The 20961-nt window shown below is 33.8% G+C and carries 23 protein-coding genes and 1 pseudogene; 8 read left to right on the forward strand and 16 right to left on the reverse strand.

What is annotated here, in order from left to right; translation table 11 throughout:
- The first annotated feature begins 167 nt into the window (after window positions 1-167).
- Complete coding sequence (locus tag EHQ43_RS11535; RefSeq protein WP_208731021.1) at window positions 168-1700, forward strand: methyl-accepting chemotaxis protein; 1533 nt, start codon at window positions 168-170, stop codon at window positions 1698-1700.
- Complete coding sequence (locus tag EHQ43_RS11540) at window positions 1684-2256, forward strand: SCO family protein (RefSeq protein ID WP_135771263.1); 573 nt, start codon at window positions 1684-1686, stop codon at window positions 2254-2256. The genes EHQ43_RS11535 and EHQ43_RS11540 overlap by 17 nt, the downstream gene beginning before the upstream one ends.
- Here EHQ43_RS11540 and speD read toward each other — a convergent pair.
- Window positions 2253-3014, reverse strand: coding sequence for an adenosylmethionine decarboxylase (gene speD, locus EHQ43_RS11545; protein ID WP_135752931.1), 762 nt, complete (start codon window positions 3012-3014; stop codon window positions 2253-2255). The two genes, EHQ43_RS11540 and speD, sit on opposite strands and share 4 nt — an antisense overlap.
- Before the next feature lie 81 nt (window positions 3015-3095).
- Here speD and EHQ43_RS11550 point away from each other — a divergent pair, with 81 nt between their 5' ends.
- Window positions 3096-4739 carry an alpha-glucosidase gene (locus EHQ43_RS11550; protein WP_208731023.1) on the forward strand — a complete coding sequence of 548 codons (1644 nt, stop codon included), beginning with the start codon at window positions 3096-3098 and terminating at the stop codon, window positions 4737-4739.
- Here EHQ43_RS11550 and EHQ43_RS11555 read toward each other — a convergent pair.
- The 4 genes from EHQ43_RS11555 to EHQ43_RS11570 all read right to left on the reverse strand — a co-directional run bounded on the left by EHQ43_RS11555 (window position 4728) and on the right by EHQ43_RS11570 (window position 7844).
- On the reverse strand, window positions 4728-5021 hold the full coding sequence (locus EHQ43_RS11555) for an STAS domain-containing protein (RefSeq protein WP_135743056.1): 294 nt from the start codon (window positions 5019-5021) through the stop codon (window positions 4728-4730). The two genes, EHQ43_RS11550 and EHQ43_RS11555, sit on opposite strands and share 12 nt — an antisense overlap.
- A gap of 120 nt (window positions 5022-5141) precedes the next feature.
- Window positions 5142-5900, reverse strand: coding sequence for a polyprenol monophosphomannose synthase (locus EHQ43_RS11560; RefSeq protein WP_135771265.1), 759 nt, complete (start codon window positions 5898-5900; stop codon window positions 5142-5144).
- A gap of 25 nt (window positions 5901-5925) precedes the next feature.
- On the reverse strand, window positions 5926-6240 hold the full coding sequence (locus tag EHQ43_RS11565) for a hypothetical protein (protein ID WP_135743058.1): 315 nt from the start codon (window positions 6238-6240) through the stop codon (window positions 5926-5928).
- The gene (locus tag EHQ43_RS11570) at window positions 6237-7844 is read right to left on the reverse strand and encodes an ArnT family glycosyltransferase (RefSeq protein ID WP_135771266.1); all 1608 of its coding nucleotides are present in this window, start codon (window positions 7842-7844) and stop codon (window positions 6237-6239) included. Before EHQ43_RS11570 ends, EHQ43_RS11565 begins: the two co-directional genes overlap by 4 nt.
- Before the next feature lie 241 nt (window positions 7845-8085).
- Between EHQ43_RS11570 and EHQ43_RS11575 the strand changes: the two genes are divergently transcribed.
- Entirely contained in the window at window positions 8086-8586 is a 501-nt protein-coding gene (locus tag EHQ43_RS11575; protein WP_135771267.1) for a DinB family protein, read from the forward strand.
- A 113-nt stretch (window positions 8587-8699) separates the two neighbouring features.
- On the opposite strand, the gene EHQ43_RS11580 is transcribed toward EHQ43_RS11575, so the two are convergent.
- The 6 genes and pseudogenes from EHQ43_RS11580 to EHQ43_RS11600 form a co-directional block, all read right to left on the reverse strand.
- Window positions 8700-10220: an SDR family oxidoreductase gene (locus EHQ43_RS11580; RefSeq protein ID WP_135771268.1), complete on the reverse strand. Its 1521-nt coding sequence runs from the start codon at window positions 10218-10220 to the stop codon at window positions 8700-8702.
- 46 nt (window positions 10221-10266) lie between these two features.
- Window positions 10267-10947, reverse strand: a complete 681-nt coding sequence (locus EHQ43_RS11585; protein WP_135771269.1) for a hypothetical protein — start codon at window positions 10945-10947, stop codon at window positions 10267-10269.
- Between the two features lie 9 nt (window positions 10948-10956).
- Entirely contained in the window at window positions 10957-11214 is a 258-nt protein-coding gene (locus EHQ43_RS11590; protein WP_135771270.1) for a hypothetical protein, read from the reverse strand.
- 15 nt (window positions 11215-11229) lie between these two features.
- Entirely contained in the window at window positions 11230-12045 is an 816-nt protein-coding gene (locus EHQ43_RS11595; RefSeq protein WP_476737594.1) for a PDC sensor domain-containing protein, read from the reverse strand.
- A gap of 45 nt (window positions 12046-12090) precedes the next feature.
- Window positions 12091-12354 (reverse strand): annotated as a pseudogene (locus tag EHQ43_RS19900) (methyl-accepting chemotaxis protein); the annotation flags it as partial.
- 60 nt (window positions 12355-12414) lie between these two features.
- On the reverse strand, window positions 12415-14217 hold the full coding sequence (locus EHQ43_RS11600; protein WP_135752919.1) for an ABC transporter ATP-binding protein: 1803 nt from the start codon (window positions 14215-14217) through the stop codon (window positions 12415-12417).
- A gap of 115 nt (window positions 14218-14332) precedes the next feature.
- On the opposite strand from EHQ43_RS11600, the gene EHQ43_RS11605 reads away from it, so the two are divergent.
- Complete coding sequence (locus tag EHQ43_RS11605; RefSeq protein ID WP_135743066.1) at window positions 14333-15064, forward strand: pseudouridine synthase; 732 nt, start codon at window positions 14333-14335, stop codon at window positions 15062-15064.
- Here EHQ43_RS11605 and EHQ43_RS11610 read toward each other — a convergent pair.
- From EHQ43_RS11610 to EHQ43_RS11620, 3 genes are all read right to left on the reverse strand, one after another.
- Window positions 15054-15887, reverse strand: a complete 834-nt coding sequence (locus tag EHQ43_RS11610; protein WP_135743067.1) for an acyl-[acyl-carrier-protein] thioesterase — start codon at window positions 15885-15887, stop codon at window positions 15054-15056. The two genes, EHQ43_RS11605 and EHQ43_RS11610, sit on opposite strands and share 11 nt — an antisense overlap.
- 218 nt (window positions 15888-16105) lie before the next feature.
- Complete coding sequence (locus EHQ43_RS11615) at window positions 16106-16636, reverse strand: MepB family protein (protein WP_135771272.1); 531 nt, start codon at window positions 16634-16636, stop codon at window positions 16106-16108.
- A gap of 9 nt (window positions 16637-16645) precedes the next feature.
- Window positions 16646-16972 carry a DMT family transporter gene (locus EHQ43_RS11620; RefSeq protein ID WP_135743069.1) on the reverse strand — a complete coding sequence of 109 codons (327 nt, stop codon included), beginning with the start codon at window positions 16970-16972 and terminating at the stop codon, window positions 16646-16648.
- Between the two features lie 208 nt (window positions 16973-17180).
- On the opposite strand from EHQ43_RS11620, the gene EHQ43_RS11625 reads away from it, so the two are divergent.
- The 3 genes from EHQ43_RS11625 to EHQ43_RS11635 are packed head-to-tail and all read left to right on the forward strand — an operon-like array spanning window position 17181 to window position 18522.
- On the forward strand, window positions 17181-17561 hold the full coding sequence (locus EHQ43_RS11625) for an ArsR/SmtB family transcription factor (RefSeq protein WP_135771273.1): 381 nt from the start codon (window positions 17181-17183) through the stop codon (window positions 17559-17561).
- Complete coding sequence (locus tag EHQ43_RS11630; protein WP_135743071.1) at window positions 17524-17991, forward strand: SRPBCC family protein; 468 nt, start codon at window positions 17524-17526, stop codon at window positions 17989-17991. Before EHQ43_RS11625 ends, EHQ43_RS11630 begins: the two co-directional genes overlap by 38 nt.
- Before the next feature lie 60 nt (window positions 17992-18051).
- Complete coding sequence (locus tag EHQ43_RS11635) at window positions 18052-18522, forward strand: SRPBCC family protein (RefSeq protein WP_135752914.1); 471 nt, start codon at window positions 18052-18054, stop codon at window positions 18520-18522.
- Between the two features lie 647 nt (window positions 18523-19169).
- Here the strand turns inward: EHQ43_RS11635 and EHQ43_RS11640 are convergent.
- Both EHQ43_RS11640 and EHQ43_RS11645 read right to left on the reverse strand, forming a co-directional pair.
- Complete coding sequence (locus EHQ43_RS11640; protein ID WP_208731025.1) at window positions 19170-19973, reverse strand: DUF6544 family protein; 804 nt, start codon at window positions 19971-19973, stop codon at window positions 19170-19172.
- A 175-nt stretch (window positions 19974-20148) separates the two neighbouring features.
- The gene (locus EHQ43_RS11645; protein ID WP_135771275.1) at window positions 20149-20760 is read right to left on the reverse strand and encodes a hypothetical protein; all 612 of its coding nucleotides are present in this window, start codon (window positions 20758-20760) and stop codon (window positions 20149-20151) included.
- Window positions 20761-20961 lie beyond the last annotated feature (201 nt).

Here is a 20961-nt window from a genome sequence, read left to right on the forward strand (position 1 = left end):
AATTCCTTGGATCATATCGTATTGTCGTTAAAATAACCAAGTGATAGTGGGACATCTGCGAAAGTAGAATATAGTAAATGGGATAAATTGGAAAATGATGTTCCATACAAAATTTATTAACTGGTATTTTTATCGAGTGATGCGTCTTATAGTATATGGATTTAAGATTGGCAGCGGTTCTTCTAGAACGCCAAAAGAAAGTTGATACATTTTTTGTTTGGGCTATTTTTGCTCACATTCCCCTCGTTCTGTTACTCTCTCTAGGTTACGGTGCAACCTTAGTTGTTACTTCTTCTGCTGTTCTCATTACAGTATTATCGTTTTTATTTTACAAATTCTTTCGCGGAAGTTTTTTCTTAAGAGCTTGGAATGGAGCCGCTCTTATGTTATTTAGTGCTCTTCTCATCCAAGCTCAATTTGGCCGAATTGAAATGCATTTTCATGTTTTCAGTGCACTTGCGATTTTGTTTGTTTATGAGGATTGGCGAGTTTTACTCGTTGCTGCATTAACAATTGCAATACATCACTTGGTTGGTAACTACTTGCAAGAGTTTGGCGTAACTCTTTTTGATACAAAGATAATTGTTTATAGTTATGGTACAGGTTTAGAAATTGTCATCACACATGCGTTATTTGTTGTGATGGAAACTGGAATTTTGATTTATTTTTCTTTTTTATCAGTAAAAGATTTAAGAATACAAATTGAGACCCAAACAAACTTGGAGACTGTCATGGCTGGTGTTACAGCCGCCATTGATGAAGTATCTCATGAGACAAAGATGTACTTGGAAAACTCGAATCAAATTGCAAAAGCAGTTCGAGAATTCGAATCCTCGTTCCAAAACCAATCCTCTTCCATCGAAGCAATTTCAGCTGCGACAGAAGAAACCACTGCTTCTAGCCAATTGATTTTAGAAGGTAGCAACAGGCAAATCAAAGAAGTCAAAACAGTGGAAGAGTTAAATCGAAATTTATTCAATATGAACGAAGGATTTGTGAAATCATTAGAAGTGATGCGTTCCAAAATCCAAGAATCTGCTGAAAGTGTCAAAAAAACAGAAACAGAATTTTCAACATTGTACCAATCAATGGAAGTTGCTGTTGATGATTCTGAAAAAATGGAAGAGATCTTGGATTTAATTTCAGACATTGCAGAAAAAGTCAACTTGCTCTCGTTAAACGCATCAATTGAAGCGGCAAGAGCAGGTGATGCTGGAAGAGGATTTGCAGTAGTGGCATCCGAGATATCAAAACTTGCTGATTCCACGGCAGAAGCAACAAAGAACATTTCTACGATCTCAGGAAAAATAAAGTCTGCGATCCAAATCAGCTTCAAACAATCCAATCAAATCAACCAAACTGTACAAGGGTTTGTGAAATCAATTTTGTCTTCAGAAGCAGGTATGGGAGAGTTAACAGAGAAAATTTCAGGAACTCTATCTGCTTTTGAGAAACAAGAGAATGCTCTCACAACATTGGATCAAATTGCTCAAGAAATGCAACTTTCTAGCAAAGAACAATCAACTAGTATGATCGAAATTTCAAATTCGATTATGGATTTGAATTTAAAAACACAAACCAATTTGAATACTAGTTCTGAAATGATTTCCTTTATTGATAAAGGGAATGTAATATTTGAAAACTTAAAAGAATCAGTTGAAACACTTTCTGCAATGATTGGTGATGAAAAAACTGTTTAATGGAAGGAAACAACTCATTTTATGTTTCCTTGTAGTGATTTTTTGTTTAGCTCTAAGTTCCTTTATCCATTTTGTTTCTAGTTCGTACCGAAAAATTCCATGTGAACTTTGCCAGGTATCATTTCAATCCGAGCCTAAATCCAATTGGATTCTCATTTATCCTGGGTTAGTTGGATGTGGAAAAAAATGTCCAATGGCTCTCGAAGCATTACGTCAGTTTCGGGAAAGGTTTCCTAATACAAATTTCAGTTTTTACTTCTTAATAACTGATCCTAAGGAATCAGAAGAGGCTATTTCGAATTACTTAAAGTACTATGAGGTTTCCCTTTCCATTAAAGCACTTCGTCCCCAATCGGAATCTGAAATCAAAATGTATAGAAGGTTAGGTGCATATTTGCCGGAACATCCGGAATTAAAGCGAAGGGATGAACATGGGACTCAATTTTTTCTCATCCCACCAAATAGAACTGAAGTATATGCACTTCCCAAACTTGAAGAAAAAGATTGGATCCAAATCCAATCAGAAATTAGATCTCAATCTCACATGACCCTTTAGTGGATCATGTGATACACTTCCTTCATTTCTTCTCTGAGCAGTTTCATTTTGTTTGGAACATCGGGGTGGGAAATGTCTTCTGGATTGAGTAGATAATTTTCTGGTCCAAGTTCCCTGATCATCATCTTTGTCTGCCAAGTATTGTCTTGAGGCATGTTGATGTCAGAAAGATATGTATAATTTCTTTTGATTTCAGGTTTGATAAAATCGAGAATGGAATTGAAGTGATGGTCGTTATAAATTTTCCTTCCATCTGCCAATCGAGTGTAACCTCGTACGACGTAATCGATATAGACTACGTCACATTCAAAGGCTTCAAATAAAAAATTGATCGAGTCAAGAGGGATAATTTCTCCACAAGTAGAAATGTCAATGTCCACTCGAAAGGAACAAATACCATCAGGATCGGCTGCATCTGGGTAGGTGTGGACGGTGATATGAGATTTGTCAAGGTGCATGCTGACCTGAGCACTAGGAATGGGATTTCCACCACCTTTTACATCGCTCATTAGGACCATAGCTGATGCCCCTACAGGATCATAATCCTGTGCGGAAACAGATAGGATATTGGCATCAATTCGTTTTACGATCTCTTTTGAAATCTCTGTAATTTTACTCGCATTGTACTTATCATGGATATAACTTACATATCTACCTTTTTGATCGTCATCGAGAGTGATGCAAAAATCGTAGAGGTTAAAACTCAAAACTTTTGTCAGATTGTTGAAACCGGAAAGTTTGATTTTTTCTTTATCCATTGCTACCTGCTTGTATAAAGAACAGAAATTCGGTGATTAGGTAAGAAGCAACTGAAATAACAAAGGGGTTTTAGAAAAGTAATGGAAAACAAGATGGAATGGTGGAAACAAACTTCAATTTATCAAATTTACCCTTGGTCGTTTCAGGATTCGAACGGGGACGGGATTGGTGATTTAAAGGGAATTCTCAGACGTTTGGATGAGATCCAAGATTTAGGAGTGGAAACCATTTGGTTTTCTCCATTTTACAAGAGTCCTGGCGAAGATTTCGGTTATGATATTTCTGACTATACCTCCATTGATCCACGGTTTGGAACAATGGAAGATTGTGACCGTCTCATAAAAGAAATCCATAAACGTAAGATGCGAGTGGTCCTTGATATGGTGATGAATCATACCTCAGACAAACACCCATGGTTTTTGGATTCGAAATCATCGACAAATAGTCCAAAACGCGATTTTTACATTTGGAGAAAAGGTACTAAAAAAACTCCCAATAATTGGATCTCAATGGTTGGGAAATCAGGATGGAATTATGATCCAAATACTCAAGAATACTATTATAGTAATTTTTTATCCTTCCAACCCGATCTCAATTATCGAAATCCAAAGGTCAAACAGGCCATGTTTGGAGTTCTTGATTTCTGGCTAAAAAAGGGAGTGGATGGATTTCGCCTGGATATCTTCAATTCTATTTATAAAGATGAAAATTTCCGTGATAATCCATTTAGCTTACGATTTTTTCCAACACCAGATAACCACGATGAGGCGTTCTTCCAGAAAAAACAATTTAACCTTAATCTTCCTGAATCTTTTTCATTTGCTAAAGAAGTAAGGAAACATATTTCGAAATACAAACAAAAACCATTTCTCATTGGAGAAGTGAGTGGTTCTGACAATGTTCTCAAATCTTTTTTAGGAGAGAAAGCTGATGGACTTAATTTAGTATTTCAGTTCGAACTCATTCATTTTAAATACAAGGCAAAGTTTTTTAAAAACTTACTCGAGAAAAATGAATCCATTTTTCCAAATCCATACACTCCAACCTATGTTTTAGGGAACCATGACCAAAGGCGTTACATAGATCGGTTAGGTGGAGATATACGAAAAGCAAAACTACTGGTTTGTTTCCAATTTATGGCAAGGGGAGTTCCAATTGTATACTATGGTGAAGAAATTGGATTGAAAGAAGGTCGAATCTCGAATTTTTCCGGAAAAGATCCTATCGCAAAAATGAATCGATTTGTTCCTTTGTTTCTATCGAACTTACTTGGTATTTACATCAATCGAGATAATTGTCGTTTACCTATGTTATGGGATGATTCAAACAATGGTGGTTTCACCGATGGAAATCCATGGTTACCCGTTGGAACGATTGTGAAGGAAAATACTGTCAAGAGTCAAAAAAATGATCCGAATTCTTTATGGAATCACTACCAAACACTTTTTCATTTGCGTAAAAAATATGATGTGATTCGAGAAGGGAGTCTCGAGACAATTCCTACGGATCATGAAGATGTATTGTGTTTCAAACGAACCAATCAGAAACACACAATCATTGTGTATTTGAACTTTGGAGACAAAGAAGAGAGTTTGTTTCAAAAAGAAAAAGGGAAACCTATGTATGCCTTTGGTGGTGCCGCTGTGGATGGTGAAATTTTTCGCTTACCTGCACATTCAGGTTTGATATTTGAAATCTTAGAGAATAAATCCTCAAAGAAGTAAGTGATCTCTTAAATTTAGAATTTTTAAGATTTTTTGGATCTGCGGTTTTACATTGATAAGGAAAAGCCGCACTCCTTGTTTTTTAAACATTACTTTTTTGTATAAAAGTAATCCTAAAACGGCAGAGGAAACTTCTTCTACATTTGAAAAGTCTAGATAGATCAAACTTTCTCCTGCAAGAAAAAGTTTTGTCATGTCTTCTTCTAAACCTTGGGCTGAATATAAATCTAAACGATTGCTTTGAATTCGGTAACTTTTCTCTCTTGTTAATTCCGTAACCATTTTGACCCTCACAGAAAGATCTACGGAATCCAATCAAAATACCTTAGGCTTCATCCAAAAAAATGACGGTAAAGTTTTTGATTTGGATCTTGTTTTTTTGATCATTTCACTAAAGTTCCGTTAGGGATGGATATGGGAATTTCTTCCTTTGGATCCAAAAAATAAACGGTGTGACTCTTTCCATTGGTGCCACTTGATTGAAATCAAATCCCAAAGAAAATAAAAGATTACACCTGAATCCAATTTGGAATGACCCCAGGTACGTAAACCGAATGTATATCCAATCTCCGCGATTTTGTCTGTTTTAACCACACCTAATATTTCAAATAAAATTTTGTAACCACGAGGGTGGATTTTATCCTTTGTATCCAAATAAATCGATTTTGAAATACCAAAGAAACCACTCATAGGATCTGAAATTTTGACGGGGAATAACCATTCAGAAATCTTTGTTGCAAATAAACTTGCGAACTTACGTAGGATTGGAAAATTTCCATAACCTCCATCTTGGCTTCGTCGTGTTGCGACAACGATATCGTTTTCTTTTAGTAAACGAATTACATCTGGAATTTTAGAGTAGTCATGTTGGAAATCTGCATCTACGACAACAAACTGAACACCAGAAGCTTTGTCGTAACCAAAAGTAACAGCAGAACTTAAACCCTTTTCTGTGGTTCGAACAAAAGGTTTGATTCGTGTATCATATTTGGCCAATACTTTTGCGACTTCGAATGTCCCATCGGGAGAGTTATCGTCTACGATGATAATTTCAAAGGGAAGAGATGCTTTCTCTAAGATATTGGTTATTGTTTCAATGCAGTTTCTTATATTACCTGCTTCATTATAAGTAGGGAGTATTATACTTGTTAAATCTTTCATGACCGGTCATTCAACTTTTTATTAATTAAAAAAGCCCCTTTGTTAAATTTTTAATACAGGTTTCTCCTGCTTGGCAGGAATTGAGAATAGAACTAGAACATCCATCGAACAATTGGTATTGTTTTGTACAGAGGATTTCGCAGGCGAATTGTAGAAGTTTCGGATCTTGTTGTTTTTTTTGTTCTTCACTCAAACAACGATTCATCTTCTCACACATATATTTACATTGTGGTGCTTCACTTGAGGATACTTTCTGTCCAAATTTAGGAAGGTTATTTTTTGACAAATCCCAAATCGTCACTGAGAATAAGAGTAGGACAAGGATCCCATATTTTTTCATTTGAGACCTCCTTTTTTCCACAATGAAATTTCTGATTGAAATTTCTCTTTATCCATCTTTAAGATAGATCGAAACAACATTCTAGAATTCAATTGTAAGTGTTGTTTCCAATGATACCAATCGTTAACTTTTTCAAAATCTTTTGGTAGTGTTGCACCCACATAATTAATTAGATATTTTGTATTTCTGCAGTTTTCTTCAATTGTTAAGGGAAGTGCAAATTGTACCTTTGTATCAATTAATTTGTTTTGTACGTCCATTGCAGTCCATGGATTTTCGGCAACCACACAAATGGAATTGTTTTCAACTCCATTTGTTACTTCTTTTAAGTCGGGGTCTGACATTGGCTTCAATAGAAAGAATATTATCAGTGGGAGGAGAAAGATTTGTGCAAATAAAATAGCTCTCCATTTGAAGTTTTTGTTTTGGAAAAACCAAATAGAGCTGGTTAACATTAAAATTCCCAAAATTGAAAATATAAAGAGAAAAGGTAATCGAAGGATGATCGATATAAGTGTTAAAAGAAAATAGGCAATCAAAATTGTAAATTGATTCGTATTTGTCGTAAGGAGTGATTCCCATTTTACATTTAACATTGGGGGAAGTAAGAATAAAAAACTGATGAATGGAGTTACATAATAAGGATCTTTTCTGTTTGGGAGAAGGTGCAAAGTAGTGACCAAAAGAAAAAATACGAAGAACGTTATTACATAACTTTGGTGTTTTGTTTGGATTTGTTTTTGAATGTACTTTGAAATCAATTGGAAAAACACAATCGTAAAAGGAACCGTATACAAAAGCCAGCCAAACCATATGCGAATACCTGATTGGTTTGTTGCATAAAATTTACCTATGTTTTCAGTGATAAAGAAAAATCGAAGGAGATCTTTTCCCGAAGGGACATTGAAATATAAATATAAAATCCAAAAAATTGGTATCAGAAGAGTGAATACAAACGAAACAATAATGAATTTTTCTTTGATGATTCGATTCCATAGGATTGTAAGTTTTCCATTTCGAAACCGAATCACGTTTACGTAAAAATAACTTACGAGAAATAATAAAATATAAACATGTAGGATTGGTCCTTTTAATAAATAACCAATGCCTGATATAAAACTTCCTATGAGCAGATAATGAGCTTTATCGGTTCTTTTATACTGATAGAAAGAATAAAAGTAGAAAAGCAAAAAGAAAACCATCGCTCCTTCCATCATCAGAAGTCCAAAAAACTTCAACGATAAAAAGGAAAAACCAAATAAAGTCGCGGTCAGTAATGATTCTGTTTTGGAATTACGAATGAGATATACCAAATTGTAAATGAGTATTAAACTACCAATTCCAAATAAAACAGAAACCATACGTTCTGAAGCATAACTCACTCCAAAAATTTGGTCTGTAATCATTCCCAACCAGAATAGCAGCGGAGGTTTGTAAGGGTTTGGCAAACCTGATAAACTTGGAATAAGGTAACTACCATTTTCCAAACTTTCGCGTATGGAACGAATGTGCATGATTTCATCCCCTTGAGGGAATGGGGCATCTGGCGAGCCGAGTAAAGCTCCAAAAATGAACAGTAACAATACAAAAAGAAAGTAAACCATAAATGCCACTCTAGTCCATAAACAAAGATACTGACTAGTCAGTCAATGTATTAAATTTGTAATTTTCCAGAAAAATAATTTTGGATGGGAAATATAATAATTTTTCTAAAGGGAACTATTTCAATCCCAGTTGGTAATTTTTAATGTTTCCAATTTCTTTTTTCTGATTTGAATTTTTTTTATTCGCTTTCGGATAATTTCCTCTTTATTAAACAAACAAATTCTGTCTAAACTTGGTTAAATGTCTTTTTGGTTCCGCGATCATATCCTGCTTTTGAAACAGGGAGTTTCTCTTTTAGAAACTTTAACGGATGAGATATATTTAATAAAAATGCATGAGAATTCTTCTTCTACTGGGGAACACTTTCGCCACATCATCGAACACTACCATTTGTTTATAGAAGGTATAAACAATGGTTATATCGATTATGACAAAAGAAAACGGGATTTGGTTTTGCAATCCAATCGTTTGAGTGCCATTGATTCGTTAAAAAGTCTCGTTTTGTTATTTGAAGAAAAAGAGTTTCCTCTTGGTCCCCTTACTATTTCGCAAAATTATGATCCTAAATATCCAAAACCTATCGTAGGTTCCAGTGTGGAGCGAGAACTGATGTTTTTAGTTTCTCATACAGTTCATCACTTTGCGATTATTGGTTTTTTACTAAAGTCGTTTGGGATAGAGGTGCCACAAAGTTTTGGTTATTCACCTGCAACTTTATTTGCAAATGCAAAACCAAATTAGTTGTATTCCGATCTCAATAGTATTTGAATACAATCACTATTCAAATTGATTCTTTCCCTTTATACAAAGGTAGTTTGATATTTTAAATTATGTGAAATTGAATGGTGATTTGTTTACCAGTCAATAGGAAAATAATCTTTTAAGAATTTACCGATCCAATGTTTGCCAGTATTGACTCCATCAAACAAAGGATCAACAACTCTAGCGGCACCGTCCACAATATCAAGTGGAGGTTGGAAATCATGAAGGTCCTGTTTGCGTTTTGCGAGTTCAATCGGGTCTTCATCTGTCACCCAACCTGTATCCACTGCATTCATGAATATGCCATCTTTTGCAAAGTCTTCTGCTGACGTATGAGTCATCATATTGAGAGCAGCTTTTGCCATATTGGTATGGGGGTGGCGATCTTCCTTTTTAAACCTATGAAATTTTCCTTCCATTGCAGAGACATTGATGATATGTTTTTTACCTGTATTGTCCTTACGCATAAGGCTTACCAATCGGTTGCATAAAACAAAAGGTGCCACTGCATTGACAAGTTGCACTTCCAACATTTCTGAAGTATTAATTTCACCAAGTTTTAATCGCCAACTATTAGTTTTGCGAAGATCCACTTGTTGTAAATCCGCATCTAGTTTTCCTTCAGGGAATACTGCTTCGAGTTCATGTGAATTATCATGGGAATAGGGGATTTGTGATAAAGCAGCAGAAGAACGTATTCCAACACCTGGCGTTTTATGATTCCAACTCACTGCAAGTGCAGTTGCTGTGTCTTTCATTTCTGAATCGGAACGGTAAGTATCTAGTTCATTTTTACAATGCTGGTAAAAACTAAGAAGTTTCTGAACTTCACTAGGTAAATCAGAGATCGGAGTTTTTTCTGTTTCGAGTAAATGGGAATAAAAGCCAGGTGGTCTTCTTACAGTTTGTGCTGCATTATTGATGAGGATATCTAATCGTTCAAGGTGGTTTTCTAAAAATTTACAAAAAATTTCGACGCTTGGTGTATGTCGTAAATCCAATCCAAATATTTGTAAACGGTCTTTCCATAATCCAAAATCAGATTCCTTAGAAAATCGGACAGCTGAATCTATCGGAAACCTTGTTGTTGCTATCACTCTGGCACCAGCGCGTAACAAAAGTAAGGTAGCTTGGTATCCAATTTTTAATCGAGAGCCAGTGATGACTGCAACCGTTCCCCTTAAATCCGCAGTTTGATATCGTTTCGAGTAATTAAGTTCTGCACAATTGGGACACATCGAGTCATAAAAAAAATGAAGTTTGGTGAAGGGAGTTTTACATATGTAACATGGCTTTGGTTGTGACAATTCTGTTGCGTTGTCATAGGTCCAACCGGCAGAGTTGGAAATTTGTAATGGTGCTTTAAATACCGCAGATTCCCTAGCTCGTCTAATGCCAGTTAAAGAAGTTTTTTGTTTCTCCTGAGTTTTTAATGCCTGTTTTTTTTCAAGGCGAACCGTACGATTTCGTTTACGAACTTCGATTCTATCTGGTCTTGAAATTTTGCCACAGAGAATCATAAGTTCCAGTCGTTTCTCTTCAGGGATTGTGACGAGATCCTTAGGTGAATCTAAAAGTGATTTTAACTCACGAATTAAAGAATCTACGTCCATAAAACCAGAATTTTAGGAACATTTGGGTAAGCAACTCTCTTTGGATTTAGATTTTTTGAATTCTTATCTTACGTTTCCCAGTGAATCGAATCTGGCCATCCAAAACACAGGAATGTTCCATTTCTGACTGTAGGTCCTTTATTTGTTCTCGCATATTTTTAATGAGTTCAATTACATCCTTTACATCGTTGCAATGCAAACGATGTAAGAGTTTCTCCTTGTCGTAATAAAGGGCATGAAGCTGTTGTTCTAAAAGATACAATTGTGAATCTTCAGAAGGATTTTGATGATTCTCCGTTGAAGATTCTTCTAAAATTAATTCCCGGATTGGTTTTGTCAAAAACTCTTGTATCTCATTTAAGTCTTCATCATGGATCATAGGTTCTAATGCAATTAATATATATGTTGTTAAGGATGCCTTTATGATTAGTTCCGGATCTGCTTCCCCTTTATTAAAATTTTGATATTGGATTTGTGTATTTAGCTGTTTCCAATAACATTTAAGTTCAACATATTTTGAAAAAAGTAATACACTCAATTCTTCCTTCACTTCAACATCATCCAGAATATAGATGAATTGATGAATGACAGAATCGAACCAAGATTGAATATTTTTTTTGTTTTGATCTTGTTGTGAAAAACCAATTATCCAATCTTCAATGTTTTCTGTTACCGACCTTATAAAGGACGGACTAGTGAGTTTTTCCTTAATAATCATTAATTCCATATGAATTCCTTACCTAGTATTATTTTTATGGAATCTGTGATTCGGAATGTAAGCTGCACGAATCGATTCAATTTGAATGGAATTTGTTGGAACTTTTCTGTAGTTTTCTTTAAAGGAATATAAATAACTCAATTCTTTTTCTAATGATTCAAATTCTTTAATGATCAAATCAATATCAGAGGAACCTATTTCTGATTCAAGTTCCTCTTTCTCTTTGTACAAAGTGACAATCTGAGATTCCAATTGTTCTTCTTGTGAATTTTCCATTAACCATTAGACGATTTACTTTTTTAAAACAGAAATAATATTAAATTCTACAAGGATACTCCACGGACGTTTACTTTGGCCAATTCGAACAGGTTTTAATATTTTGACCATTTGGTTTGGATCGATATGCGTAAAACTATCACCTTTTTGGATTGCCATTAGACCTTCATTCGGGAGATTCTCAACTTTCATTCCTAATTTTTCAATTTCTGGATGAGATGCAAAATTTCCTTCGTAACTAACTAACGAGGTGCTTCCTACACCAAACAATTTATTCGGAGATAATTCTTTCTGTAATTGTTCAAGAGAAAAATCTGCCCCTAAAATTCCTGCAAATTTTGAGTGTAGGTATAAATTTGTCATAAGACTTGTCATCTTAACTGTTTTTCCCTCGATTGGATAATCATAAGGTTCCATCATCACATCTTCACCTAAATCACGAGGTAAGACATACCATTCATTCTCTCCTGGCACATCATAACCTTGTAAAGGTTCAATCGAAATTCGACCGGTATGTCTATGACAATAAGGTACAAATCTTCCCTTAGAATCATGCCCTTCTTTCGAAGCATAATTCTGATCATTTTCATCAATCACATTTGGTTCGCAACATATTGCATAAGCTAATTGTTGTTCGTTTTGTATTAGGTATTCTTGTAAAATGAGAAGAAGGTGCTCTCGTTTCATGCCAATATTGGCATGGACCAAACTTTGCATCAAAAATTTTAGACCATATAACGAAGTAGCCATGATATAAAATTTTGATTCAAGTTCTTTGGCAATATTGTTTGTCCATAATTCAGCGAATTCGATGATGGATTGTTTTTCCATTTCTAATACATCAGCATTCGCTTCTGAGTTTTCTAAATTGATTCTAGATAAAATTTCCGATATTTTTTTTGTAGCTTCTGATGTTTGAAATGATAGTTTTGTTACCTCGTTTGCAACGATTTCGAATCCACGACCATGTTCTCCTGCTCTTGCGGCTTCGATTGATGCATTTAATGCCAGTAAGTTGGTTTGTTTGGCAACTTGTTGGATGGAGGATGCAACGGAACCAATTTCTTTTGATCTTTCGCCAAAAGAATCAATGAGTTCTTTGAGTTTTCGCATCCCCAAGTTTGAATATTTGTCATCCATTCTTATGCCATCCTTAAATCAGATTTTGGTCTATTATGAATATCGGAGTCTCTTTTACTCTTATTGATATCCCGCTTGTTGCAAACGAAATAGTTTCTCGTATTTCCCTTTTTTGGACAGTAGGGTTTCATGATCACCCCATTCCGTTTTTTTACCTTGTTCCAAAACTAATATTTTATCAGCCATCCGTACAGTTGAAAATCGATGTGATATCAGTATGACCGTTTTTCCCATTGTATGTTCTCTAAAATGTTCAAATACTTTCATTTCGGCTTCCGCGTCGATAGCAGAAGTCGGTTCGTCTAAGATCAATATATCTGCTTCCGTTCGCATAAATGCACGAGATAAAGCGATTTTTTGCCATTGGCCACCTGATAACTCCCTTCCATCTTGGAACCACTTTCCCAGTCTAGTTTGGTATCCTAAATCTAATCGTGTTACAAAATCATGCGCCATTCCTAATTTTGCAGCGCTAATCCATTGGGATTCTGTCTGTACCTGTTTGACATCTCCCATCCCAATGTTGTCACCCACTTTGAATTGATACTGAACAAAATTTTGAAAGATGACTCCAAATCGTTCTTTTAAAGTTTCTTCTTCCCAATCCAATAAATTGATACCATCCAAATAAATAGATCCAGAAGTTGGGGAATACAACCTCGTTAATAATTTGATTAAGGTAGTTTTTCCTGAACCATTTTCACCAACGATTGCCAATTTTTCGCCAGCACCTAATTCAAAACTAACATCAGTTAGTGAATCTTGAGTTGAACCTGGATATAAAAAGGAAACTTTATCAAAAATTATTCCAGTTTTGGTGTTAAGATTTTTATATGTACCATTTTTTTTAAGAATGGGGAGAGTTAAAAATTCCATTAAATTTTCAATGTATAAATGGTCTTCATAGATTCCGCCAAAAGCAGAGAGTGCGTTGGCAAAGGTAGTTTGGCCTTGGCGAAAAATGACTAAATACATAGTCATTTCACCAAGGGTGATTTTATTTTGTAAAGCAAGGCTCACGATCCAAATATAAGATCCATAAAATGCAAATTGGCTGATCAAACCTAACAAAAAGCTGACAATACTTTTTCTGATTGTTAGTTTTTTATCTTCAAGGTAAATTTTTTGAAAATTGTTTTTGTATCGATTTAAAAATTCTTTTCCTAGATTAAATAATAAAATCTCTTTTGCATTATCTTCTCTTGCCATTAATGTTTCTAAATATACTTGTTCTCGCGTTTCCTTAGCTTTCCATCGGAAAAGTCGAAAACTATGATTTGAAAATCGGGTCTCTGCAATGAAAGTAGGTATCGCAGCAATGATTAGGATTATTGAGGCAATTGGAGATAATTTTACTAGTAATCCAAAAAAACTGATAATCGTAATTGAAGATTGGATAATTGTAAAAAAACGATTCACCATCGATAGTGGTTTAGATGAAGCTTCTGATCTAGCTTGAGTCATTTGATCATAAGTTTCTGAATTTTCAAATTGGGTGAGTTCTAATGTAATTGCCTTTGATAGAATACGTTCATTTACTTCTTGTCCAAGTCTGATTCGAAGTAAAGTTGTACATAAAAAATATAGTTTTTGAGATCCAAAATAAATGATAGTGATGATACCTTCCAGATAAACATAAGTTGCTGTATCTGACTTTAACAAATCGATCCAAAGGTTTGACTCAATTTTCGAATTTAAAATTGAGTCAATGATGAGTTTACCAATCCAAACTAATGAAGATGGAAATAATCCATTTAATATTGTTAGCACCGAGATGAGAAAAGTGAGAATCGGGGAACTTTTGTATGCTAAGTGAAATGCAACTTTAGATGATTGAACGATACGAAAAAAAGCATCAAACATACTGGTTAGATTGTTTTTCTCATTATCAATCGATAGCTTTTTTTATTAAATTTCTAGGAAATCATCGAAATCCTCTTTCCCAATTTGAGACAAATCGTTTCAATGTGAATCGTATATGGCAAAGGAAAGATTGGATAAAGTCCTTGGTAATTATGGTTTAGGAACCCGATCCGATGTAAAAAAGGAAATTTACCAAGGGAATGTAAAAGTGAATGGAATTGTTATAAAGGATCCTGGATTCAAAATTGCTTTAACTGATACTGTTGTTTTTCATGATGAAACGTTGTTTCGCAAAGAATTTTATTATTTTATGATGAATAAGGCTCCCGATTGTATCACCGCAACAGAAGATCCAAAGGAAAAAACCGTTATGGACTATTTAAGTGAAAGGCATCGGAATATGAATTTGTTTCCGATTGGTAGGTTGGATAAAGAAACAGAAGGTTTATTACTTTTTACAACGGATGGTACTTTGGCCCACTATTATACATCTCCAAAACATTTTGTAGAAAAGGAATATTATGCAGAAATTTCAGAAGCTGTTACTATTGAAGACATTAAACAATTTGAAACTGGTATAGTTTTGGATGATGGTTATAAAACTTTACCAGCTCGACTTGCCGTGCCTGATAATTCAAAGCCTCATATAGTAACTGTTTGGTTAAGAGAAGGTAAATACAGACAAATTCGCCGAATGTTCCAAAGTTTAGGTAAAGAAGTTGAATATCTAAAACGTGTCAAAATGGGTAATATTGAATTAGATAAGACACTAGTTATAGGAAGTTACCGAGAACTAACGGAAGATGAAGAAAAAGTTTTAAAAACTAAAATACCGTTTATTCAATAAATCTTTCGATTTTATCAAAAAAAGCTGATGGGGCTCTTTTTGGCCGAGAGTTTGATAAAGAAACAAATAGTTGTTCATCCTTCATACTGGCTAACAAGTTTCCTTGTTCATCTATGAGATCTTGTCGAAAATAAAATCTAATTTTTTCAAAACTTTCAATCCAACTCAATATTTTTATCTGAGAACCTGGCATAGGTTCTTGGAAAATTTGTATTTCGCCACCCATAAAGAACGTTGTTGAGTCTGTTTCTTTGATTAGATCTAAATCGACGATCTCTTTAAAAAATAAAAACCTTCCTTCTTCGAATATTTTCCATATAGAATCTGCCGGTAGAATCCAAAAACAATTCATATCACTATAAGGGATATAATATCTATGTTCAATCGTGTTTTGTTGGATAGGTTTGGGATGGATGGAGAATTGGTGTTGTATATTATTTTGTATTTTGGGGATAGAATTTATGATAAGAGTGGAACCATTTTGGTGTAAAGTTGAGATAGATTCAATTTCACAAGCTCTTTTGCCATCATTACCAACCATCGATTGTTTCCATAACAAAGATAAATTGGGTAGAGTAAAAACTTCCGTTTCCACCAGTATTTCTGAATTTACAAATTGTTGATTTAAAAATCGAACGTAAGAACTATTGGGAGAAAAAGTTATACCGTTATTTAACATATGTTCAATGGAGTAACCTAATTCCTTAAGAGCTTCACATCTTGCATCATAACCAAATTTTTCATAGGTTCTGCTTGTCACATGTCGATTCCAATCTAAATCAAAATGGCGAGTTGTTAATGATTTGCGAAAAATTTGACCCATTCACCCTTTCTTTCTATTTCCATCGATTGGTAAAGAAAATTTCCGAACCTGAATCGACTTAACATTTAAGAAAAAGGAAAGGAATTCGAACAATTTGGAAAGTGAACCAATTGACCTACTGAACGTATTTCCAGATGTAGGTTCATTTTTGACATGTAAATTGATTTTGAAGAAACTTAATATAACTTAATGAATGGGAGTCGATACTATTTGTTTTTTTAATTTAGTAATAAATTTAAATGTTTTGTTATCGATTCTATGTTAATTTTTTCAATAGACGTTTCAATAAAAAAAGGTAATTGCCAATTTTGAGTGGTTAATCCTTGTTTGTTCATTGGTTTATCCCAAGAAGGGTAAACTCGAAAGCCACGTTTCCCTTCATGTTTTCCGGACAAAATTCCTTTTTCATTTAAGATCCGTTTGTTAAATAGAAAATAACCGATTTTAGTTTTATCCAAAACTTCAATTACGTAGAGTTCAATTGAGTCATTAATAGTGAATGGTTTGATGGTACTTTTTTTATTTCTTTTCCATAAAGTGACAAATTGTCCAATTTTTTTTGGAGTAATCTTAGCTTTTCTAAAGATGATAATCTTTTGGTTAATGTCAATTTGGCAAGCATTATACTCTAAACTTTCCTTTTCTATTCTAACTTCCTTGATTTTTACATTGATTGGATCAAAGAGTAACTTTTGTAAATTATCTAAGTATATAGGAATACGTATTGTGAATGAAGAATTGTCTATCATAATCTAAGTTTAATGAGACACGAATTTCAAACCTACAATAGATAATACTAACGTGCATAGAAAAAAAACTCTCCAAAAATCTATCGGTTCCTCGAAAAAGAAAATTCCAACAAGTATTGTTCCTACTGCGCCTATGCCAGTCCATACTGCATAACTAGTGCCAATTGGTAAACTTTGAGTTACTTTGATGAGTAGGCCCATACTTAAAAAAAGTGAAATGAAAAATCCTAAATACCAAAAATAAGTTTGGTTTCCAACTGAATCTTTTGCTTTTCCTAAACAAAAAGCAAATACGACTTCGAAAAGACCTGCGATAAAAAGAAGAATCCAATTCATATTTGATCCTAAAAGGTTATTTTGAATAATCTTTCATAAATTGTAAACTCGTTATATATGATCAAATTGGCTACTAAAAGCCAATTTTTGAGGGTCAAATTGCTTCTATTGTTTGTAGGGCTCAATTTTTCTGTTTTTTTATTAAATTTATATTCAACCATTTACTATAATAATTGACTAAAAAATAGGAATTGTAATATTCAACTAAATGGTTGAATTAAAAAAGAAAGAGCAAATCTTAGACCGGGTTTTTTCAGCATTGGCAGATAATTCTAGAAGGCAAATGCTCGTGAGACTTCGAAAAGAATCTTTGAGTATCTCGGAGCTTGCAGAGTCATTTTCGATGACTTTTGCAGGAGTCGCCAAACACATAGAAGTTCTAACCGAAGCACAGCTTGTTAGAAAAGTCCGTGCTATAGAAGATGGGCGAAGTTTTCGTTTAGAATTACAAAATCAAACACTTTCCGAAGCGACTGACTGGATACATTACCACCAACGTTTTTGGACAAATCAATTGGATAAATTAGAATCATTTATAGAGGAAAAAGAGAATGGATCGAAAGTCACTAAAAATCGAAAAAAAAATTAACGCTGATGCAACCAAGTTATTCAGAGCATGGCTAAATCCAAATGATTTTTCTCGTTGGTTTTTATCAGGTGATGGGATCGGTATAGAGTCAGTTACGATTGATCCAAAACCAGGAGGTAAATTTTTAATCAATATGTCGTTAGATGGAAAAATTTTACCTCATGAGGGAGAATACATCACAATAGATGAACCCAATAAACTTGTTTTCACTTGGCGTTCCGAGGCTACTGAAAATAGAGATACAATAGTTACTATTACATTTGAAGAACTAGAAAACAGTAATTCATTTGATAAAAAAAATACAAATAAAAAATCACAAACGTTAGTAACGCTTTACCAAGAAGAACTTCTCAATGATATACAAATCAAAATGCATCACCATGGTTGGACATCCATTCTAGATAGTTTAAATGACTGGATGGATTCATAGTTTGAAAATTTTGTTATAAAAGTATTTGTTATGCTTAAGAAAAATTTAAAGGAGAAATATATGAATGGAATTTATCACAAAATCGGGATAAAAGCAGCTGAAGAGAAAGTGATGGGAGCACTAACGACTAAATTTGGTTTATCTAATTGGTGGACAAGTGATGTCGAAGGGAATTTTACCTCAGGTGTTTCTTCTGTTGGTGATTCTATATTTTTTGGATTTGGACATGGCAATCCAATGGAGATGAAAGTAAAAGAATCTGAGCAAAGAGGTTTGTTGTGGGAATGTAAATCGGGGCCAGATGATTGGATTGGATCTCATATACACTTTTTATTGGATCAAGGAAATCTATCAGATGGAACTCAGTTGACAATACTCTACTTTCGTCATAAAGATTGGAAACATGAGTCTGAATTTACGGCACATTGCAGTATGAAATGGGCTACTTTTCTATTAAGTTTGAAAGATTTCTTGGAAATTGGTATAGGTAAACCTGCTCCAAATGATATCAAAATTGATGATATGAATTGATCAAAAAAAAGAATCGTTTTTTCTTTTAGATGATTGAAACAATAACTTTCAATCAAATGGAATCATAATGATAATTCATTGATCATACTTGAAAGATTCAATTTGAAACTTATTTCATAAAAACTATTTGCAATCTTCAATTTTTAATCAATATCTTTTCCATTATAATTGAATTGTAAGAATTTTTAATATAGGGGAATCGGTACAAAATTCGGTTGATATCAACATTATTGAATTTTAATGATGAAAGTTATGTTTTCCACGCGTCAGTTCAAGAACATTATACTGGCATATTTCTTTCACTAAATCGTTTTGGACAAGTCCCGGTATCAAAAGATGAAATTGTTATCTTTTGTGATAACCAAACAGTTTTTGTGTATTTAAAAGGAAAATACGGAAAAGACCACTGATTGCCCTATTTATAAATGGAGATGAGTGTGAGATGGTATCTAATTGTATAGAGAAAAGGGAATTAGTTTTAGTCGTGATTTCTAAATCGATATTTTGCAAAATAAAGTATCTAACGTTTTCAGGTATAAGTTAGTTGAATATTGAAGGTATTTTTTTCGCGAGATGTAATACAACTTTAGTTAGAATATTGTCTGATCATTTAGATTAGTTATATTATTAATTTTCATATTGATTCCTTAATGATTCAAAAATTGGATTTTATTAATGTCTGCTTTAAAGAAGAAAAATTCATCTTTTGTGCCATACAAGTTTGCAGCTTCCACATGAAAGGGAATTTTAAATCCTTGTACTTCTTTAAAGTTCGAAAGTTTTCCACCAAATGGTTGTAATTGAAATTGTTTATTTACATTAGCATTTGACCATCTAAGAAAAGTAACTTCAATTGGACAACCTTCCTCATTCACTTTTATGTCTACATCTTGAAACAATCCATCTTTTTCGATTGTGACTCGGACGGTATCATGATCTATTTGTTTCCACTTTATGTGATCGTTTGGTAATACAGCTGCAGGTGTCCAAAATACAGATTCTGCAACATACCGTCCAAAAGCAGATTTCGTATGGTCTAAATCATTACCCATTCTTGCAACAGGAAATAAATGTAGAATTCTAAATCGAGTCCATTTTGCTGTGTCTGAACCGGAAATTGGAATTAATCCTGGAAGATGTAAAGTCCAGATAAAACCTTCTGGAGATGCTAATATTTGAGAAGCTTTCATTTCTTTATAATTAGGTTTTTCTTTTGTACCTAAGCTGAATTTACCGCTCATTTCTATCTCTGCTACAGTTAAAAGCGGGGTTCCTTCTTTAATCGAAAACTTAAAGAATCGACGTGCAGGCTCTGGCAATTCTGAAACCATGCTTAATTTAAATTTTACATTTTTGAAATTTTGGAATTTTTTTAATCTATTCCATTCAATTATATCAACAATGGAATCATGTATGCTAAGTATCATCAAGGAACTTAGAATTAAAATCAAAAGTATATAAATTCTGAATTTCATTTTAACCTTTTTGTTTTATGAATAAAGTTATTTAGCCGATTCTGCATATAAGTGTGTGACGAGAATACAATTTAACTCAGTCCAAGCGACTCGTTGTACCAAAGTGAAGCGGTAAGTCGCTGTTATGCGTAGTGACTAAATTAAGTTTTAGTTAAAATGATAAGCATAATAATTCTATAGATGAAGCATTGCTACATACTTGAACGTCGCTTGTGTAAATTAAATTTGACATATTCCAGTATGCACCGTTTCCGACTGTAGAAGTACCTGCTCCACAATTTAAAGTATTATTAACAGCTCCATTTAGCGTTGAAAAAGTCCAAATTCTTACTATGGTTGGATCTCGTATTACATTGGCAGACATCAAAGTAATAGCCAAGTCCCCATCCAAAAAATCACGCCAGTTACTTGCTATAATTACATTGTTCGGGGCACGTATAGGAATATTTACAGGAATGGAGTAAGATTCAGGAAATCCTCTGATTTCATCAAAACTTGAATATGAGACAAAAGCCTTTGCGCTTGAACCTGTTTTACGTGAAGCCAAAGTAGGATACGATTTTCTATTTGCGCATAAAGTATCAGTTGTGGACCGGTTTCCAAATGCTGCATTTAATGGAGAACCTAATGAGTAAATGTAAATACTGGAAGCTAAGTTCTGAGTAGTTAAAATCGCGAGTGCGGCCAAAGGCATATCTTCATCCGAATTTTTGGTATTACAAACGAATGAGAATATTAGAGACAAAATTAAAATATAACGCATGATATAAGCTGTTTGTATTGAAATCGTTTGTCACTATGAAATTAATTATTAATCTGTTTAGAAATTAAAATAATTACTTTTTGGTATAATGATAGAAGTAATTATATTTTTTCTGGAAATATTTTTGGTATGACTTCAAGACATGGTTAACGTTCATGCGTCAGGAGAAGGGTAATACTTTTTGGTAACCTTTCTTGGTTT

It is taken from the genome of Leptospira bouyouniensis, assembly GCF_004769525.1.
GTDB lineage: Bacteria > Spirochaetota > Leptospiria > Leptospirales > Leptospiraceae > Leptospira_A > Leptospira_A bouyouniensis.

Coding starts and splice junctions, on each gene's coding strand:
- EHQ43_RS11540 (WP_135771263.1), top strand. CDS start 1,684: ATGAAAAAACTGTTTAATGGAAGGAAACAACTCATTTTATGTTTCCTT.
- EHQ43_RS11570 (WP_135771266.1), bottom strand. CDS start 7,844: ATGGTTTACTTTCTTTTTGTATTGTTACTGTTCATTTTTGGAGCTTTA.
- EHQ43_RS11550 (WP_208731023.1), top strand. CDS start 3,096: ATGGAAAACAAGATGGAATGGTGGAAACAAACTTCAATTTATCAAATT.
- EHQ43_RS11575 (WP_135771267.1), top strand. CDS start 8,086: ATGTCTTTTTGGTTCCGCGATCATATCCTGCTTTTGAAACAGGGAGTT.
- EHQ43_RS11645 (WP_135771275.1), bottom strand. CDS start 20,760: ATGCGTTATATTTTAATTTTGTCTCTAATATTCTCATTCGTTTGTAAT.
- EHQ43_RS11625 (WP_135771273.1), top strand. CDS start 17,181: ATGGTTGAATTAAAAAAGAAAGAGCAAATCTTAGACCGGGTTTTTTCA.
- EHQ43_RS11635 (WP_135752914.1), top strand. CDS start 18,052: ATGAATGGAATTTATCACAAAATCGGGATAAAAGCAGCTGAAGAGAAA.
- EHQ43_RS11565 (WP_135743058.1), bottom strand. CDS start 6,240: ATGAAAAAATATGGGATCCTTGTCCTACTCTTATTCTCAGTGACGATT.
- EHQ43_RS11585 (WP_135771269.1), bottom strand. CDS start 10,947: ATGGAATTAATGATTATTAAGGAAAAACTCACTAGTCCGTCCTTTATA.
- EHQ43_RS11615 (WP_135771272.1), bottom strand. CDS start 16,636: ATGATAGACAATTCTTCATTCACAATACGTATTCCTATATACTTAGAT.
- EHQ43_RS11595 (WP_476737594.1), bottom strand. CDS start 12,045: ATGGAAAAACAATCCATCATCGAATTCGCTGAATTATGGACAAACAAT.
- EHQ43_RS11600 (WP_135752919.1), bottom strand. CDS start 14,217: ATGTTTGATGCTTTTTTTCGTATCGTTCAATCATCTAAAGTTGCATTT.
- EHQ43_RS11610 (WP_135743067.1), bottom strand. CDS start 15,887: ATGGGTCAAATTTTTCGCAAATCATTAACAACTCGCCATTTTGATTTA.
- EHQ43_RS11605 (WP_135743066.1), top strand. CDS start 14,333: ATGGCAAAGGAAAGATTGGATAAAGTCCTTGGTAATTATGGTTTAGGA.
- speD (WP_135752931.1), bottom strand. CDS start 3,014: ATGGATAAAGAAAAAATCAAACTTTCCGGTTTCAACAATCTGACAAAA.
- EHQ43_RS11555 (WP_135743056.1), bottom strand. CDS start 5,021: ATGGTTACGGAATTAACAAGAGAGAAAAGTTACCGAATTCAAAGCAAT.
- EHQ43_RS11560 (WP_135771265.1), bottom strand. CDS start 5,900: ATGAAAGATTTAACAAGTATAATACTCCCTACTTATAATGAAGCAGGT.
- EHQ43_RS11620 (WP_135743069.1), bottom strand. CDS start 16,972: ATGAATTGGATTCTTCTTTTTATCGCAGGTCTTTTCGAAGTCGTATTT.
- EHQ43_RS11580 (WP_135771268.1), bottom strand. CDS start 10,220: ATGGACGTAGATTCTTTAATTCGTGAGTTAAAATCACTTTTAGATTCA.
- EHQ43_RS11590 (WP_135771270.1), bottom strand. CDS start 11,214: ATGGAAAATTCACAAGAAGAACAATTGGAATCTCAGATTGTCACTTTG.
- EHQ43_RS11630 (WP_135743071.1), top strand. CDS start 17,524: ATGGATCGAAAGTCACTAAAAATCGAAAAAAAAATTAACGCTGATGCA.